The 16,792-nt window shown below is 65.8% G+C and carries 13 protein-coding genes; 5 read left to right on the forward strand and 8 right to left on the reverse strand.

Annotated features, from left to right (window positions below):
* Positions 1 to 53 precede the first annotated feature (53 nt).
* The gene (gene polA / locus KGR00_RS18510; protein WP_224418775.1) at positions 54 to 2,837 is read right to left on the reverse strand and encodes a DNA polymerase I; all 2,784 of its coding nucleotides are present in this window, start codon (positions 2,835 to 2,837) and stop codon (positions 54 to 56) included.
* Positions 2,838 to 3,031: 194 nt separating this feature from the next.
* Between polA and KGR00_RS18515 the strand changes: the two genes are divergently transcribed.
* The 3 genes from KGR00_RS18515 (at position 3,032) to speA (ending at position 6,399) form a co-directional block, all read left to right on the forward strand.
* Positions 3,032 to 3,331, forward strand: a complete 300-nt coding sequence (locus tag KGR00_RS18515; protein ID WP_129140450.1) for a DUF2782 domain-containing protein — start codon at positions 3,032 to 3,034, stop codon at positions 3,329 to 3,331.
* A 111-nt stretch (positions 3,332 to 3,442) separates the two neighbouring features.
* Complete coding sequence (locus tag KGR00_RS18520) at positions 3,443 to 4,393, forward strand: homoserine kinase (RefSeq protein WP_129140451.1); 951 nt, start codon at positions 3,443 to 3,445, stop codon at positions 4,391 to 4,393.
* A gap of 104 nt (positions 4,394 to 4,497) precedes the next feature.
* Positions 4,498 to 6,399, forward strand: a complete 1,902-nt coding sequence (speA, locus tag KGR00_RS18525) for a biosynthetic arginine decarboxylase (RefSeq protein ID WP_129140452.1) — start codon at positions 4,498 to 4,500, stop codon at positions 6,397 to 6,399.
* Positions 6,400 to 6,413: 14 nt separating this feature from the next.
* Here speA and KGR00_RS18530 read toward each other — a convergent pair whose 3' ends face one another.
* The gene (locus KGR00_RS18530) at positions 6,414 to 7,094 is read right to left on the reverse strand and encodes a fumarylacetoacetate hydrolase family protein (protein ID WP_224418774.1); all 681 of its coding nucleotides are present in this window, start codon (positions 7,092 to 7,094) and stop codon (positions 6,414 to 6,416) included.
* A 128-nt stretch (positions 7,095 to 7,222) separates the two neighbouring features.
* The gene (gene thpD, locus KGR00_RS18535) at positions 7,223 to 8,158 is read right to left on the reverse strand and encodes an ectoine hydroxylase (protein ID WP_224418773.1); all 936 of its coding nucleotides are present in this window, start codon (positions 8,156 to 8,158) and stop codon (positions 7,223 to 7,225) included.
* A 452-nt stretch (positions 8,159 to 8,610) separates the two neighbouring features.
* Here thpD and KGR00_RS18540 point away from each other — a divergent pair, with 452 nt between their 5' ends.
* On the forward strand, positions 8,611 to 9,354 hold the full coding sequence (locus KGR00_RS18540) for a Crp/Fnr family transcriptional regulator (protein ID WP_224418772.1): 744 nt from the start codon (positions 8,611 to 8,613) through the stop codon (positions 9,352 to 9,354).
* A gap of 195 nt (positions 9,355 to 9,549) precedes the next feature.
* A complete protein-coding gene (locus KGR00_RS18545; RefSeq protein WP_224418771.1) occupies positions 9,550 to 11,238 on the forward strand; it encodes a bifunctional diguanylate cyclase/phosphodiesterase in 1,689 nt (562 codons plus the stop codon).
* A gap of 73 nt (positions 11,239 to 11,311) precedes the next feature.
* Here the strand turns inward: KGR00_RS18545 and KGR00_RS18550 are convergent, their stop codons facing one another.
* The 5 genes from KGR00_RS18550 to KGR00_RS18570 all read right to left on the reverse strand — a co-directional run bounded on the left by KGR00_RS18550 (position 11,312) and on the right by KGR00_RS18570 (position 16,746).
* Positions 11,312 to 12,802 (reverse strand): lipopolysaccharide kinase InaA family protein, encoded by a 1,491-nt coding sequence (locus KGR00_RS18550; RefSeq protein WP_224418770.1) that lies wholly within the window; start codon positions 12,800 to 12,802, stop codon positions 11,312 to 11,314.
* Complete coding sequence (locus tag KGR00_RS18555) at positions 12,795 to 14,291, reverse strand: PP2C family serine/threonine-protein phosphatase (RefSeq protein WP_224418769.1); 1,497 nt, start codon at positions 14,289 to 14,291, stop codon at positions 12,795 to 12,797. The genes KGR00_RS18550 and KGR00_RS18555 overlap by 8 nt, the downstream gene beginning before the upstream one ends.
* A gap of 92 nt (positions 14,292 to 14,383) precedes the next feature.
* The gene (locus KGR00_RS18560) at positions 14,384 to 15,430 is read right to left on the reverse strand and encodes a TerY-C metal binding domain-containing protein (protein WP_224418768.1); all 1,047 of its coding nucleotides are present in this window, start codon (positions 15,428 to 15,430) and stop codon (positions 14,384 to 14,386) included.
* A gap of 12 nt (positions 15,431 to 15,442) precedes the next feature.
* Positions 15,443 to 16,087 carry a VWA domain-containing protein gene (locus KGR00_RS18565; protein WP_129140460.1) on the reverse strand — a complete coding sequence of 215 codons (645 nt, stop codon included), beginning with the start codon at positions 16,085 to 16,087 and terminating at the stop codon, positions 15,443 to 15,445.
* A gap of 14 nt (positions 16,088 to 16,101) precedes the next feature.
* A complete protein-coding gene (locus KGR00_RS18570) occupies positions 16,102 to 16,746 on the reverse strand; it encodes a VWA domain-containing protein (protein WP_129140461.1) in 645 nt (214 codons plus the stop codon).
* Between the last annotated feature and the right edge of the window lie 46 nt (positions 16,747 to 16,792).

Raw genomic sequence — 16,792 nt, forward strand, 5'->3', positions numbered from 1 at the left:
TCATCGTTCCAGGCGCCGCACTCCGCCGCCTGCTTAGCGTCCGTGAAGGCGCGTCAGTGCGCCTCGTCCCAGTTGGCCCCCGACTCGGCCTCGACCACCAGCGGCACCTTGAGTTCGGCGGCGGTCTGCATGCGCCGCTTGACGGTATCGATGAAGCCCTCGACCTGGGTCTCGTCGACCTCGAAGACCAGCTCGTCGTGGACCTGCATGACCATCCAGGCATCGAATTCGGCCGCGCCGTCGCGCGGGTTGAGCCAGCCGTCGACGTCGATCATCGCGCGCTTGATGATGTCGGCCGCGGTGCCCTGCATCGGGGCGTTGATCGCGGTGCGTTCGGCGGCCTGACGACGGGCGTGGTTCTGGGCCTTGATCTCCGGCAGGTAGAGGCGGCGGCCGAACACCGTCTCCACGAAACCGTCCTCGGCGGCCTGGGCGCGAATGCTGTCCATGAAGCGCGCCACGCCGGGGTAACGGTCGAAGTAACGGTCGATGTAGGTCTGCGCCTGATTGCGCTCGATGTGCAGCTGCTTGCCCAGGCCCCAGGCGCTCATGCCGTAGATCAGCCCGAAGTTGATCGCCTTGGCGCTGCGCCGCTGCTCGTGGCTGACCTGCTCGGGGGCGATGCCGAACACCTCGGCGGCGGTGGCGGTGTGGATGTCGCGCTCCTCGGCGAAGGCCTCGAGCAGCCCCGCGTCCTCGGAAAGGTGCGCCATGATGCGCAGCTCGATCTGCGAGTAGTCGGCGGCGACGATGCGATAGCCGGGCCGGGCGATGAACGCCTGGCGGATCTTGCGCCCCTCCTCGGTGCGGATGGGGATGTTCTGCAGGTTGGGGTCGGACGACGACAGCCGGCCGGTGGCGGTCACCGCCTGATGGTAGCTGGTGTGGATGCGCCCGGTGCGCTTGTTGACCAGTTGCGGCAGCTTGTCGGTGTAGGTGGACTTGAGCTTGGTCAGCCCGCGGTGGGCGATGATCACCTTGGGCAGCGGGTAGTCCAGGGCCAGTTCCTCGAGCACCGCTTCGGCGGTGGACGGCGCGCCCTTGGGCGTCTTCTTGAGCACCGGAATCTTGAGCTCGTCGAAGAGGATCTCGCCGAGCTGCTTGGGCGAGCCGAGGTTGAACTCGCGCCCGGCGATCTCGAAGGCGTCCTTCTCGAGGTCACGGATACGGCCCTCGAGTTCCTGGCTCTGGGCGTGCAGGCGTGCCGCGTCGAGCGCCACGCCGGTGCGCTCCATGCGCGACAACACCGGGATCATCGGCCGTTCGAGGGTGTCGAGGACCTCGGCCAGACGCCCTTCGGCCTCGATGCGCGGGCGCAGCTCGTTGTGCAGGCGCAGGGTGACGTCGACATCCTCGCAGGCGTAGGGCACCGCCTGCTCGAGGGCGATCTGGTTGAAGGTCAGCTGCTTGGCCCCCTTGCCGGCGACCTCCTCGAAGCCGATGGTCTTCTCGCCCAGGTACTTGAGTGCCAGCGAGTCCATGTCGTGGCGGGTCGCCGTGGAGTTGAGCACGTAGGACTCGAGCATGGTGTCGGTCAAGGCCCCGACGACCCGGATGGCGTAGCGGGCGAGCACCGAGATGTCGTACTTGAGGTTCTGGCCGATCTTGCCCTTGGCCGGGTCCTCGAGCAGCGGCTTGAGTGCGGCGAGCACGGCGTCGCGGTCAAGCTGCTCGGGGGCATCGAGGTAATCGTGGGCGAGCGGGATATAGGCTGCCTCACCCGGTTCCAGCGCCAGCCCGATACCGACGATCTCGGCTTCCATGTAGTCGAGGCTGGTGGTCTCGAGATCGAAGCAGAAGGTCTCGGCCTCGGCGAGCCGCGCCAGCCAGGTATCGAATGCCTCCCGGGTCAGCAGGGTGTGGTCCTGGCGGGCGGGCTTGGCCAGGGTGACATCCTCGGCGGTCTCGTCGGCCCCGCTCGATGCCGCGCCGGCGACGTCATCGACGCCGGTATCGCGGCCCTCTAGCAGCTCGGCGAGCCAGTTCTTGAATTCCAGCTCGCGATACAGCGCGGTGAGCGTCTCGCGGTCGGGATGCGCGATGTGCAGGTCGTCGAGCCCCACCGGCAGTTCGCAGTCGGTCTTGATGGTCGCCAGCTGATACGACAGGTAGGCCTGCTCACGGTTGGCCTCGAGCTTCTTGTCGAGGGTCTTGGCCCCCCGGAACGACAGCGTCTTGATCCGCGCGAGGTCGGCGTAGATGGCGTCCAGGCCGCCACCGATGCCCTGCAGCAGGCCCAGCGCGGTCTTCTCGCCGACGCCGGGCACGCCGGGGATGTTGTCGACCTTGTCGCCCATCAGCGCGAGGTAGTCGATGATCAGCTCCGGCGGCAGGCCGAACTTGGCCTCGACGCCTGCGACGTCGAGGGTCTCGCCCTTCATGGTGTTGACCAGCGTGATGTGGCGGTTGACCAGCTGCGCCATGTCCTTGTCGCCGGTGGAGATCACCGCATCCCGGCCGGCCTCGGTGGCGTGGCGCGCCAGGGTACCGATCACGTCGTCGGCCTCGACCCCCTCGATGCACAGCAGCGGCACGCCGAGTGCGCGGATGCAGGCGTGCAGCGGCTCGACCTGGCTCTTCAGGTCGTCGGGCATCGGCGGACGCTGAGCCTTGTACTGCTCGAAGAGTTCGTCGCGGAAGGTCTTGCCCTTGGCGTCGAAGACCACCGCCATGGGGCTGTCGGGATACTGCCTGATCAGGCTCTTGAGCATGTTGAGCACGCCCTTGACCGCGCCGGTGGGCTGACCGCTGGAGGTAGTCAGCGGCGGCAGGGCGTGGAAGGCCCGGTACAGGTAGGAAGAACCGTCGACGAGGACGATGGGCGGGGTGTCAGCCATGTCGGTACCTAAGCGGGGCAGCGTTCGATGCGCCCATGATACGCAAGCCGGCCGGGCCCGTCAGGCGCCGGCGATGCCCGTCACCCCCGGTCGAGCCGGCGCGTCTTCCATCGGTCTTGACTAAAGTCAGTGCATGACGCCGCGCATTGCGCATACACTGGCGGTGACCCGCCCGACGACTCCGGAGGCTCATCATGAAACCGCTTCGCCTGCTCGCCGCGCTGCTTCTCGCCCTGCCGCTGCTGGCCGGTACGGCCGCGCCGGTACTGGCCCAGGACACCAACGACGACTCGGTGCAGCCGGACGTCACCGTGCGCCAGGAAGAGGATCGCACGATCCGCGAATACCGCGTCAACGGTCAGCTCTACGCGATCGAGATCAAGCCCAAGCACGGCCCCTCGTACTACCTGGTCGACGACAACGGCGACGGCGACTTCCACCGCAGCGATGCCCAGCGGGTCGTCCCGCCGCAGTGGGTGCTGATCTCCTGGTGAACGCGGCGCGGCCACCCCTGCCAGCCATGGGTGGCAGACTCGCGCCCCCCACTGCAAGGGGCGCGTTCGAGTCGCTACAATAGCGCGCTTGGCAATCAGGGCGAGACCACCATGGCCGTATTCACCCCGCTCGACGACGCCCAGGTCGCGAGCTTTCTCGAGCGCTTCGATGCGGGCCGCCTGGTGACGCTCGAGGGCGTCGCCAGCGGTACCGAGAACTCCACCTTCTTCGTCACCACCGATCGACGGTCGCTGGTGCTGACCCTGTTCGAGCAGGGCGAGCACGACGAGCTGCCGTTCTTCGTCGACCTGCTCGACTATCTCGCCGACCACCGCCTGCCGGTCCCGGGTCCGTTGCACGACCGCGAGGGCATTGCCCTGCAGAGCCTGGCCGGCAAGCCGGCACTGCTGTTTCCGCGGCTGCCCGGCAAGCATCCCAGCGCTCCCAACCTGGCCCAGTGCCGGGCGCTGGGCGATGCCCTGGGGCGCATGCACCATGTCGGCCAGCGCTTCGACGGCCAGCGGCCCAACCCGCGCGACCTGCATTGGCTGCTGGCCAATCATCATCAGGTGATGAGCTATCTGCCGCCCGAGGATCAGGCGCTGATGGCCGACGAGGTCGACCTCTACCAGGGGGTGTTCGGCGACGCCGACAGTCTGCCCCGGGGCGCCATTCACGGCGATCTGTTCCGCGACAACACGCTGTTCGACGGCGACGCCCTGGGCGGCATCATCGACTTCTACAACGGCTGCACCGGCGATCTGCTATTCGACCTGGCAATCGTCGTCAACGACTGGGCCAGCGACGACGACGGCCGGCTCGATCCGTCCCGCCACGACGCCCTGCTCGAGGCCTATCTCGCCCGCCGGCCGCTGACCGGGACCGAACGCGAACAGTGGCCGATGATGCTGCGCATGACCGCCCTGCGCTACTGGCTGTCGCGGCTGCTGGTGATCTACGTCGATCCGCCGGCGCACGAACTCACGCCCCACGACCCGGCGCGCTTCCGGACCATCCTCAAAACGCGCATCGCTGAAGGCAACTTGCCCCTGCCGGGCTAGGCGCTGCTATCCTCGCTCACTGAATCGCTGACAGACCGGACACGCGGCCGCATAATGCGCCGCGTTTCGTTATCGGGTCGCCCCGTCTCGCCGAGGAGAATGCCATGACCGCCACTGCCGAGCAGGCACGCCGTACCTACAACATCGACCAGTGGGGCAGCGGCTACTTCGATGTCGACGACCACGGCCACGCCATCGTCCGCCCGCTGGGCAGCGAGGCCGAGGGGCCGGCGCTGCCGCTCGACGCCCTGGTCGACGAGCTGCGCGGAGCCGGCCTGCAGTTGCCGGTGCTGGTGCGCTTCACCGACATCCTCCACGATCGGGTCGAGCAGCTGTGCGCGGCCTTCGACACCGCCATGGCCGAGGAGGCGTTCAATGGCGGCTACACGGCGGTCTACCCGATCAAGGTCAACCAGCAGCGCCGCGTGGTCGAGGAGATTCTCGCCACGCACGAACGCGGCCGCGACCGCGTGGGCCTCGAGGCCGGCAGCAAGCCGGAACTGCTGGCGGTACTCGCGCTCTCCGGCGACGGCCCGTCGCTGATCGTCTGCAACGGCTACAAGGATCGCGAATACATTCGCCTGGCGCTGATGGGCGAGCGCCTCGGTCACCGGGTCTACCTGGTGGTCGAGAAGCTTTCCGAACTGCCGTTGATCCTCGAGGAGGCCGCGCGACTGGGCGTGACACCGCGAATCGGCCTGCGCGCGCGCCTGGCCACGGTGGGCCGCGGGCGTTGGCAGAACACCGGTGGCGAGAAGTCCAAGTTCGGCCTCACCACCAGCCAGATCCTCGAGGTCGTCGAGCAGTTGCGCGGCGCCGGCGCACTGGCGAGCCTGCAGCTGGTGCATTTCCATCTGGGCTCGCAGATCGCCAATATCCGCGACATCCAGCGCGGCCTGCGCGAGTGCGCGCGCTTCTACCAGAGCCTGCGCGAACTCGGCGCGCCGGTGGACACCGTCGACGTCGGCGGCGGGCTGGGCGTGGACTACGAGGGCACCCGCTCGCGCAGCTTCTGCTCGGCCAACTACTCGATGCTCGAGTACGCCCGCAACGTGGTCTACGCCTTCCGTCAAGCCTGTGACGACCAGGGGCTGCCGCAGCCGCACCTGATCAGCGAGTCGGGCCGCGCGCTCACGGCGCATCACGCGGTACTGATCACCAACGTGATCGGCGAGGAGCGCGTCAGCGAGGCCCCGCCGCCCCGTCAGGTCGAGGGCGACCCGCAGCTCGACGAGTTGTGGCGGGTCCACGACCTGCTGTGCCGACGGGTCGATCCGCGCGGTCTGATGGAGGCCTGGCACGACCTGGTCCAGGCGATCGGCGAACTGCACGAGCGCTTCGTCATGGGCCTGACCGGCATCACCGCCCGCGCCGAGGGCGAAGCGGTGTATTTCGCCGCCTGCGCCCGGCTGCGCTCGCGGCTCGACAATCGCAACCGCGCCCACCGCGAGATCATCGACGAACTCGCCGAGAAGCTCGCCGACAAGCTGTTCGTCAACTTCTCGCTGTTCCAGTCGCTGCCCGACGTGTGGGGCATCGAGCAGGTCTTCCCGGTGCTGCCCCTGACCGGGCTCGACCGGCCGACGACCCGTCGCGGGGTGATCCAGGACATCACCTGCGACTCCGACGGTCGCATCGACCGCTACGTCGACGGCCAGGGCCTGGAGACCACCCTGCCGCTGCCCGAGTGGGACGATGACGACGACCGGCTGCTGGGCCTGTTCCTGGTCGGCGCCTATCAGGAGATCCTCGGCGACCTGCACAACCTGTTCGGCGATACCGACTCGGTGGACGCCTCGCTCGACGCCGACGGGCGCTGGCGGCTGTCCAACGTGCAGCACGGCGATCGCGTCGCCGACGTGCTGCACTACGTCAATTTCGACGCCGCGGTACTGCGCGCGCGTCTCGATGCCCAGCTCGAGGCCAGTTCACTGGACGCCGAGGAGCGCGCGCGCTTCATGGACGACCTCGCGGCCGGCCTGGAAGGCTATACCTACCTGGAGTGAGCCCTGAGCCGGCGTCACGGCGCGGTGCGCGTGGTCACCTCGACCCCGCCGTGGCTCGCCCCGGCCGCCAGCGCCAGGCGCAGCTCGGCCCCCCGGGGCAGCACGCCGACCCCGGCGGGGGTGCCGGTGAGTACCACGTCGCCGGGTTCGAGCGTGAAGTGGCGGCTCATCTCGGCGAGCAGTTCGGGGATGGCGAACAGCATGTCGCGGCTGTCCCCGGTCTGGCGACGCTCGTCGTCGATGTCCAGCGTGAAGTGCAGGCTCTGCCAGTCCGGTTCGCCCTCGACGGCGGCAAAGGCCGACAGCGGGCAGGCGGCATCGAAGGCCTTGGCGATCTCCCACGGGTGGCCCTTCTCCTTGAGCCGCGACTGCACGTCGCGCCGGGTCAGGTCCAGCCCCAGCCCCAGCCCCGCCACCGCCCGGGCGGCCTGGGCGGGTGTCGCCGCCGTCAGCCGCTCGCCGATCAGCAGCGCCAGCTCGGTCTCGAAGTGCACCTCACCGTGGGCGAACGGCGCCTCGAGCGGCGCATCCAGGCTCACGGCGGCCGTCGACGGCTTGATGAACAGCAGCGGCTCGCTGGGTACCGGGTTGTCGAGCTCGCGGGCGTGCTCGGCATAATTGCGCCCGACGCAAACGATCTTGCCCAGCGGTTCGGCGAAGGGCTTGCCGTCGGTAAAGTGCGCGGTGAAGGCCATGGCCTGGCTCCCTGTAACGATCATGGAACCCGCAGTCTACCCTAGCCGGGTGCACGAACGGCAACGGCCCCGCTGTCGGGGCCGTTGGCCTGTCGCTGCCTCGTCGTGAGGCCGGTGGCTCGGCGTCACTAGGGACGCCAGGTCTCCTCGGGGCGATGGGCGAGGAACGCCGGGCGCTTGCGGCGTGCGCCATAGGGCTCGACACAGGCGTTGTCCCAGCGGTTGTAGACGAAGAACACGTTGCTGCGCGGGTCGGGGGACATGTTGGCGTTCGAGCCGTGCAGGGTGTTGCAGTCGAACAGCAGCAGGCCGCCGGCCGCTCCGGTGGGCGACGCGATGCCGTTGGCATCGATCAACCGCTCCAGCGCGTCAGTGCCGGGCACGCCGAACTCCTGGGTCTTCAGCGACTGCTTGTGATGATCGTCCGGCGTCTCGCCCAGGCAGGGCACGAAGACCTTGTGCGAGCCGGGGATCAGCATCAGCGGACCGTTGAAGTGATGGTTGTCGGTCAGCACGATCGAGGCGCTCACCGCGTGCATCGCCGGCATGCCGTCCTCGGCGTGCCAGGTTTCGAAGTCCGAGTGCCAGTTGAAGCCCTTGCCGTGAAAGCCCGGCTTGTAGTTGATGCGCGACTGATGCACATAGGCATTGCCGCCGAGTATCTGGCGCACGCGACCGGTGAGACGCGCGTCACGCGCCAACTGGGCGAAACGCTGCGACAGGAAGTGCACCGCGAACAGCGAGCGGATTTCCTGGCTGTCGGGCTCGGTGATGCTGAAGTCCTTGCCACGGAAGTCGTCGTTGTCGAGCAGCGCCTTGAGTTCGGCGCGCAGCTCGGCGACTTCCTCGGCAGAGAGAAAACCGGGCTCGAACAGGAAACCGTCGCGCTCGAAGCGGTCGAGCTCGTCCGGGCCCAGGGGGCCGTCTTCGGCCCGGCCCCGGACCACGCCTTCCTGGCGCGGGATCCAGAGCGTCTCGGGGCGCCGGGACAGCCGGGTGGGGTAGTGGTCACGTCGCTGGGATGCCGTGGCGGCACGGCTGCGGGATGCGGTCTGTACTGACATCCAATCACCTCCGAAGTTTGTGATCAGGTTCAGATCCAGTCCTATGACGATCGATTCGCTGGCTTGTCGATAGGGATCCTTTGATGCCTCAGCGGGTACGTATCCTAGAAGATTCCCCCTATCTTGCAACCACCCGCCCTGGCGCACGCGCATCGCCGCCGCAACGGCCCCCGGCTGGGCCCCGCCGTACGGCTCGACCTCCCGCCCGGGGCTCGCCTGCCGCGTCGAACCCGATGCCGACTCGCCTGTCCAAGTCGGTAATCGACCGGGGCGAGGTCATCCCGGCCCGCTGTCGAGGGGCTTCTCACATCGCGCCCCAAGCACGCAACCTTTGGCACAACCCATGCGAAAGTAAACCTACGTTATCGCAGGGAAGCTACCGATCATGGTTTCTTTTGCGCTTTTTGCAGGACTGCTGATTAGGAGAGTGCGTGCGACACGTGAGCAGTCACATGTTGAAGCGTTTCGGGCATTTCGTCTCGCTGAGCGAGGCAGAAACCGCTCTGCTGAGCGAACTGGAGCGCGACTCCCGGCCGGTGGCGGCGGGAGACTGGCTGTGGCACGAAGGCGATCCGGCGGACACCCTGCTGGTCCTCAGCGAAGGCTGGGCCTGTTCGGCCCGTTATCTGCCCGACGGCAGTCGCCAGTTGCTGGAAGTCTTCCTGCCCGGCGACATCCTGGGTATCTTCGAACTGGTCACCGGCGAACGGCGCAACGACGTCTCCATGCTGACCGACGGCCAGGTCAGCGAGTATCCCTACACTCGCGTTTTCGAGCTCTTCGAACGCTCGGAACGGCTCAAGACCGCGCTCTTCGCCATCGCCAACCAGCATCAGGCCATGCTGGCCGAACGCCTGGTGAGCGTGGCACGCCGCAACGCTCGCGAGCGTCTGGCTCACTTTCTCTGCGAGTGCCGCGCCCGGCTGTCGGGCGCCATGAACGACACGGCCACCCAGAGTTTTCTGCTGCCGTTGTCACAGCAGGATCTGGCCGATGCCCTGGGCATGAGCACGGTTCACGTCAGCCGCACCTTCACTGCCCTGGCCTGCCTGGGGCTGGTACGCCGCCAGCACTTCCACATGGTGATTCTCGACCCGCGACGCCTCGAGTGCATGGCCGATTTCAACGGCGACTACCTCGCCTGTGACCATCAGGCGCTCGTCCTCCCCCCGGCGCTGATCGCCGGCGGGCCCTGAGATCGAGGCGTCTTGAAACCTTCCATGCTTCCCGGTCAGAGGGACAAGCCCTTACACCGACAGTGACGGGCGAATGAATCTCGGCCGCACCGGCTGGGATTCGCCATGCGTTGCCAACCCATTGTCGCCCCACTATGTTGTCTACAACCCTCATGAAAATCGAGGGCTCCAATAATGACAACGGCAGGGGACATTATGCGATCCGATATCGCCAAGGGACTGCCGTGGCAACGGTTCATTCCGTTGTATCCCAGGGGCAGGGCGGGCCGGCATCTGCGATGTCTCGGCGTGCTGGCCTGCCTGATGGGCCTGGGGTGCCTGATCGTCTATGCGACCGGCGGCACGGCTTACGCCTATCCGTACCTGATGCTGATTCCGGTGATCCTGAGCGCCGCCTGGTATCACGTCTACGGCGGCCTGACGGCCGCCTTCGTCGCCGCCTCCCTGTTGGCGTGCCTGCCGCTCGAGGTGGCCACCGGGACGACACAACCCATCAGCAACTATCTGGTCCGGCTGAGCCTGTATCTGGCGATCGGCGGTTTCACCGGGTGGCTCTTCAAGATGCTGGAAGAGGCCAATCGACTGCGCGAGATGGTCTTGCGCCACGATCCCCGCTCCGGCCTGCTCAACCTGGTCGCCCTGGAGGAGTCGCTGTCGTGCGATGTCCTCGCGCCCGCCGAGCAGCGTGCCTCGATGGCCCTCTTTCTGGTTCGCATCACCGACATCACCGACGTGCTCGAGGCCCTGGGGGCGGATGCCACGGACGCCCTGGTCACCGCCCTGGGCACACGCTTTCGGGTGGAGTTCCCGGCCATCGAGGGCGTCTATCGCTACGGCAACGCCGAAATGCTGCTGCTGTTCAGGGACATCCGGCGCCCCGACATTGCCCGACTCGCCGAGGCACTGAGCGAGGCCGGTGAACGCAACATCGTCATCCAGGACCTGCCCATTCGCCCGCAGCTGGTCCTGGGCAGCGCCCTCGGCCGGCGTGACGGCAATCTGTTCGACGACCTGATACGCGAGTCACGCATGGCCATGCTCGCCGCGCTCGAGCATAAACGCAGCCACTGTCACTATTCGCCAGACTATCAGCGACGCACGCTGCAGACGGTCCAGTTGATCTCCCGCGTGCGGCGCGGCGTCGAGCGCGAGGAATTCGAGCTGCACTATCAACCCAAGATCCGCCTGGCCGATGGCCGGGTCTGTGGTTGTGAAGCCCTGCTGCGATGGCGCAGCGATGACGGCAGTCTGGTGGCGCCGGGCCTGTTCATGCCCAAGGTCGAGGATACCTCGCTGATCGCGCCGATCACCGAGTACGTGACCGAACGTGCCTGCCGCTTCGCCATGCAGCATGACGAGCCCGTGAGCATCAATTTCTCGGTACGCAACCTCTACGACGAGAGTCTGCTCTACCGATTGCAGGCGCTGGTCGAGTCGCAAGGTATCGACCCCCGGCGCCTCGAGGTCGAGATCACCGAAGGGGCGCTGATTCAGGACCTGGCCTTCGCCAAGGCCGTCATTCAGAAAATCCGCGACTTCGGTGCCGGCGTCAGCATCGACGATTTCGGAACCGGCTTTTCCTCCTTCAAGTACCTGCGCCACCTGCCGATCTCGGGGCTCAAGATCGACCGTGCCTTCGTGCAGGATCTCGAGAGCGACCCTCGCGCCCGGGCGCTGATGAAATGCATGATCGAGGTCGGCCATGCCCTGAGCCTGACGGTCACCGCCGAAGGCGTCGAGACCGACGAACAGTACAAGATATTGAGCGACCTGGGCTGCGATCAGATACAGGGGTTTCTCATCTCGCCGGCCCTGCCACCCGAGGCGTACATGGCCTGGCGCCGGACTCATGCCGCCCGCGCGCTGCCGGGCATGATTCGGTGAGATTCCCAAAGACGACGGCGCTCCCCGCACGCCTTCCCCCTGACGCCGTCACGTCTTGTCCGGGCCTTTACCGCTACACCAACTGCAAGTAGAGCAGGCGGCTGCCTGACGAGGTCCCGGTCAACAGTTGCAGTCCGTCGGCGAGTTCCACCTTGCCGCCTACCGGTATTGGCTCCCCCGTTCCCACATTCACCAACGCCGGCATGCCCTCGTTGACCAGGAACCAACGTGCCTTGTGGTGCACGAAATAACCGACACGCGATTTGTGCCTCTCGGCCAGTCGCTCGTTGGGCACGATCGTTCGATCGATGTGCCAGGGAAAGAGACTCTGATTGGAGTAAACCATCAACCGATGGTTATCCGGCCGGTAGCGGTCGCCTCGCTTCGAGTAAAGATTGATCACCGGCAGTCGCCCCCGATAGGGCGTGCCACAGAAGGGGCAGCGTGGCGCCCTGGTGTTGTCGAAGACGAACCAGCCTTGCTGGCAGTCACGATTCTGGCACGGTTGAATCAGGTCGACCGTCTTGATCAGTGCCGCCTCCCACTCGTCGGCACTGGGCCGGCTGCGAGGCTCGTGCAACCCCTCGATGAAGGCCCGGTCGAACAGTGCCTTGAGATAGGGACCGGTCACGGTATAGGGCAGCCGACTCGGGTCCTTCCACGGCATTTCGGTCGGTTTGGCCTCGCTGGGATCGATGCGGTTGCTGGCATCATCAGGGTGCTCGACGAACAGCGCCTCGGCCCCCATGGTCAGACGCTCGTCCTCGCCGGGGTCCTCGGCATGCACCTTTTTGCCGCGCAGCGGGTGCCGCAGCAGCAACAGGGTGTAGACCATCACGGCCAGCGCATGCCGATCGGTCAGGATGCTGGGCAGGGCACGGTTCGGGTCGGTCTTCGGCAGATGGCTACTTGCCACGCACTCCGGGGCGATGAAGTCGGGCGTGCCCACGACCTCCGGCGGAAAGCGATCGGGCACCACGAGCCCGTCGACATCGATGATGCAAACCTGGCCCTTGGTGGGAGCCAGCAGCACGTTCTTGTAGCTCAGGTCGCTATGCGCCAGCCCCGCCGCGTGCAATCGCCGCACGGCGCGTGCCAGACGCAGGCAAAGCTGCAGGTAATTGAGCCAGCTCCCCCGCTCGCGCGCATCGAGAAACTTGAACTGGTTGTTGGGTGACGCGAACCACTTGCCTTCCTTGTCCTTGCCCTGAATCTTGAGCATGTCGCCATTGAACGAACCATGCTCGAAGAAGAAGTGGTCCTTGTAGAAAGGCGCCACGATGCCGACCCGTCCATTGTACTCCACCGTCGCGGTGGGCCAGCAGAATAGCTGCTCCCAATAATCGCCCCGGGTGTCGTCGAAAATCCGCTGGCGATAGGTGCCGGTGATCATTTCCAGACGCTGACGCGCTGCCGCATCCAGGGCGTTGCGGTAGAACGCCACCACATAACGCTTGTCGGGACTGGCATAGACATCCTTCATGCCACCGCTGGCGATGATCTTGTCACGAAACTCGATCCGCTCGCCGTTCGAATCGGTCAGGGTGATGATCGATTCACTCATCCGTAGCGTCTCCCGAGTCGGCATTCGCCACCCGACCGTCCCGATACAGCACCGCCAGCGTCCGGTCGTCGTGATGACGCTCGATGAAGAAATCCAGGTACTCGAGCAACGGGTCCCGCTCCTCCTCACACCGCGGTGCGGCCAGGACCGGAGCCAGTTCTCCGTATAGCGACCACCAGCCTGCGGCTTCCTGCATGGCATTATCGGAATCGAACTTGGGATCGGTCACGCCATCGGTCGCCAGAATCAGTGCGTCCAGGGTTTCGAATACGCCGACCTTGACGCGCTGATAGAGGCTCTGACCCTCCTGAAACAACGGGGCATCGAGAAAGCGGGTCTGCCCGGCATGCTGCCCCGAGTCGGCACTGTTCATGAGCGTCGCCCGGCAGCCCTCGAAGAGCGCCGCGATCGCCCCATCGCCGATACCGAAGGTCACCACCACGTGCCCTTGCGAGGTTTGCTTGTGCAGCGCCAGCAGCAGGGTGGTCGAAAAGGCCTTCAGGGGGCGACCGGAGGCCTCGGCTTCGTCGTGGATCGCCCGGTGCCCCCGATGTACGGCGGTAATGATGGTCTCCTGCAGGGGGATCACCAGCGCTTGCGGCATTCGCGAACGATCACCCTCCGCCCACCACGTCAACACGGCCCGCTCCAGCTCGGTACCGGCGTTCTCGTCGAGAGTCGCAAGCAGGGTATCGCGAGCGGTCGTCGTCGCCAGCAGGCTACCTTGTCGGGAAAATTCACAGGAACCCGCGCCATCGCCAACCAACAACAGGTTCCAGCCTGATGTCGTGCGATCGATCACGCCTTCGTCATCCCGCTGACCGCCACGATGGGCGTGAGAGCGACCGCGCAGCGATCCCACGGCCATACGCCAGCCATCGCCCGCCGCCAGCCGTTCGACCACGGCGTCGGGCTTGGCGTAGGGCGCATTCGGGTCGGACGCCCGGTTCTGCCAGAGGTCCCGTGAACTCGGGATCAGCGCCAGCTTGAGTGTCAGGCGCTCGACCGGCTCATCGCGACTATCGACTCCCACCATCGACAGCACCACCGAACCGCTCAGCGTCGGCTTTCCCTGCAGCCACCGCGTCTCGGTCAACGTCAGGCCGGTGCCGGCATCGTCCTCGAGAACCAGGCGCGACGGCAGGTGGTCGATCACCGCGTCGAGCTCGACCTCGTAAACCTGGCCGACGCGGCCATTGGGCAGGCTCTCGGTGCGGGTCGGCACCGGCGGTGGCTCGGGCGGGGGGCTCGACGATACCGGAATGTCGCCGGGCTGCAGAGAGGCGGCGGCGTGCGGATCATCCGAATCGGTATCATGATGTCCAGACACTGTGGTTTCCTCGCTGATGGCGATGCCCGGCGTGAAGCCGTCCGGCTGGACTTCGGGCGCTTGGTGCTTCTCGGCGCTCTCGGCAAAGTGCCGAGCCAGCTTGTCATGCAATTGCTCTCGAAACGCGTCGATCATCTCCGCCGCGTCGGTCTCGGTCATCACGCGCTCCATCAGGCTATCCTTCAGTCGCTGCCGAGGATTCGCGTACATCAAACTGGAGAGCACGCGGGTGTAATACGCTTGCGACCGCCTCACCCTTGCCCCCTGCCGATATCGAAACGGCTACCACCACCGTCGCCGAACTCGATGGAGGCATCACACCAGGGGCAGGTCTGCACCCCGGGCCCGTTGCAGCACATCAACCTGCCACAACGGCACATCGCAAACGACGTGGCCGCTGCGCAATGCGGACACGGCGGCACGCCCTCGAGCTGATCGCTGCTAACCGTCGCGGCACTCCCCCCTTCAGCACTCCATTCGAAATACGTTTCGCTCAACGGATAGACACCCTCGAGTCCGTAGACGCCCTGCCCTGCAGGCCCACCGAAGCCCCCTGGCACCGATATGGCGTTGTACTTGAGCAGGTACGGCTTCCGGCTGCGATGGCAACGCCCGGTAAAGACGACGACCTGGTCGTCGACTGGCGCCGCATCGCCATCCTTGACCAGGCTGATCCCCACCTCCTCGGCCTTGGCCAGTGAAATACCCGGTGCGCTCTGGCCCATGTCGAGTGCCTGACTCTGAGCGGCGACCGACGCGGAAACCCATCGCGCGAAGCGGCTCAGATCATCGTCACCACCGGCCCCCAGGGCCACGACATCATCGGTGAGCTGCTTGAGTATCCGGGCATCGGCGGCGCCGCCCAGGGTCACGGCAATCAGGTGGGCACGACTGGCATACTGCTGGCGCCAACGACGAATCGCCGCCTCGGTACGATCGGTCGGACGGCCATCGGTCAGCAGGTAGACAACCGGCTCCCAGTCACCTCGTCGATCGGGCGTGGTCTTCTTGACATCGATCTCGATACGCGTCATCAACTCATCGAGCGCCTCGCCCAGCGCCGTGCCGCCCCCCAGGGGCAAGCGCGGCGGATAGAAGCTCATCAACTCGACCAATGGCACCACCATGCCCGCCTTCCCGGCGAAGGCGATCACCGAGATGTACACAGTCTCCAGGGCGTTGGGATCCTGACGAAGCTGCTCGACGATCGACTCCATGGCAGCCTGCAACTGAACCAGTGGCTCGCCAGCCATGGACTCCGAGACATCGAGCACGAAGAAAATCGGTAAACGTCGCATCACGGCCTCGCGTTACAAGACAACCTGAACTTCGTCGGGCGGCGGCGGCAAGGTGATGTCATCGTCAGCACCATGCTGCTGGCCGCTGGCGTTAGCCGCGATGGAGGCCGAAACCCACTGGAAGTACGTGGCGAAACCGGCACTGTCCATGGTCTCGAGACTCACCGTCTTGGTCGCGAACTTCTTCAGATGCTCCTGCTTGGCCTTGGGGCCCGCGGCACAGGCGATGATCTCCGAGAACTTCATCCCCTTGATACGCTTTACCGCCGCCTCGAAGTCCATCAGGTCCGACGGTGCGCCATCGGTCATGACGAACAGCATCGGTCGAAAGTCGCCCTTCTGCTCGGCGGTCGAAGTGATGACGTCCCGCTCCACACAATCGCAAACCTTGTCGAGACCTTCCCCCATATGGGTCGCTCCGGAACGGGGCAGCTCGATGTCCTCGACCTGGGCGTCGGCCAACGGCTGCAGGGGGAGCAGCTCCTTCACCTGATGATCGAAGGTAATGACCGAAAGGTACACGGTCTCCAGCGCATAGGGATCCTGGCGCAGGGCCGTCAGCATCGCTGCCAGCCCAACGTTGACCGACTGAATGGGCTCGCCGCGCATGGAGCCCGACGAGTCGATGAGCAAATAAATGGGTAGTCGACGATCCATGGTGACTCCTGGCCTCAATCTTTGTGCAGGTCGATGACATTGATTTCTCGAGGCGGCGGCGGCAGTTCCGCAACGCCATCGCCGCCGCCGGACTCCACGGACTGGCTGGTCATCGAGACGCTTGCCGACACCCAGGCGAAGAAAGCGCGGATCGACTCGGCGTCGTTACTGTCCAACCGAACCACATCCGTGGCGAACCGCTGCAGATCCGCCACGTCGGCCTCGGCACCCGCCGCGCAGCCAACCACCTTGGCCACGCTGACGTTCTTCATGGCCTGGACACCGGCCTCCAGGTCATCATTGGCAACGCCATCGGTGAACACGAATACCAGCGGGCGCCAGTCACCCTTGGCATCACGGGTCGCTGTCTTGACCTCCCGGCGGATTCCCTCGGCGGTCAGCGTCAACGCGGCGCCAAGGGACGTCGAACCATCCGGACGGAGCGTGGGCGGCTGGAAGGTCATCAGGTCGGACAACCCCACGGTATGCTCGGCTTTCGAGCTGAACTCGATGACCGAGAGATGCACCGTCTCCAGGGCGAAAGGGTCTTGTCGCAACATGTCGACAAGCGCCTGCAGCCCCTGGTTGACGGCATCGATCGGCTCACCGGCCATGGAATAGGACTTGTCGAGGACAAGGTACACGGGCAGTCGTCTCATGGATTCCTCGTGACGGTTAGTGTCGGTAGTGCGCGATGGTGGGCCG

The organism is Modicisalibacter sp. MOD 31.J, from assembly GCF_020147985.1.
GTDB classification, from domain to species: domain Bacteria; phylum Pseudomonadota; class Gammaproteobacteria; order Pseudomonadales; family Halomonadaceae; genus Modicisalibacter; species Modicisalibacter coralii.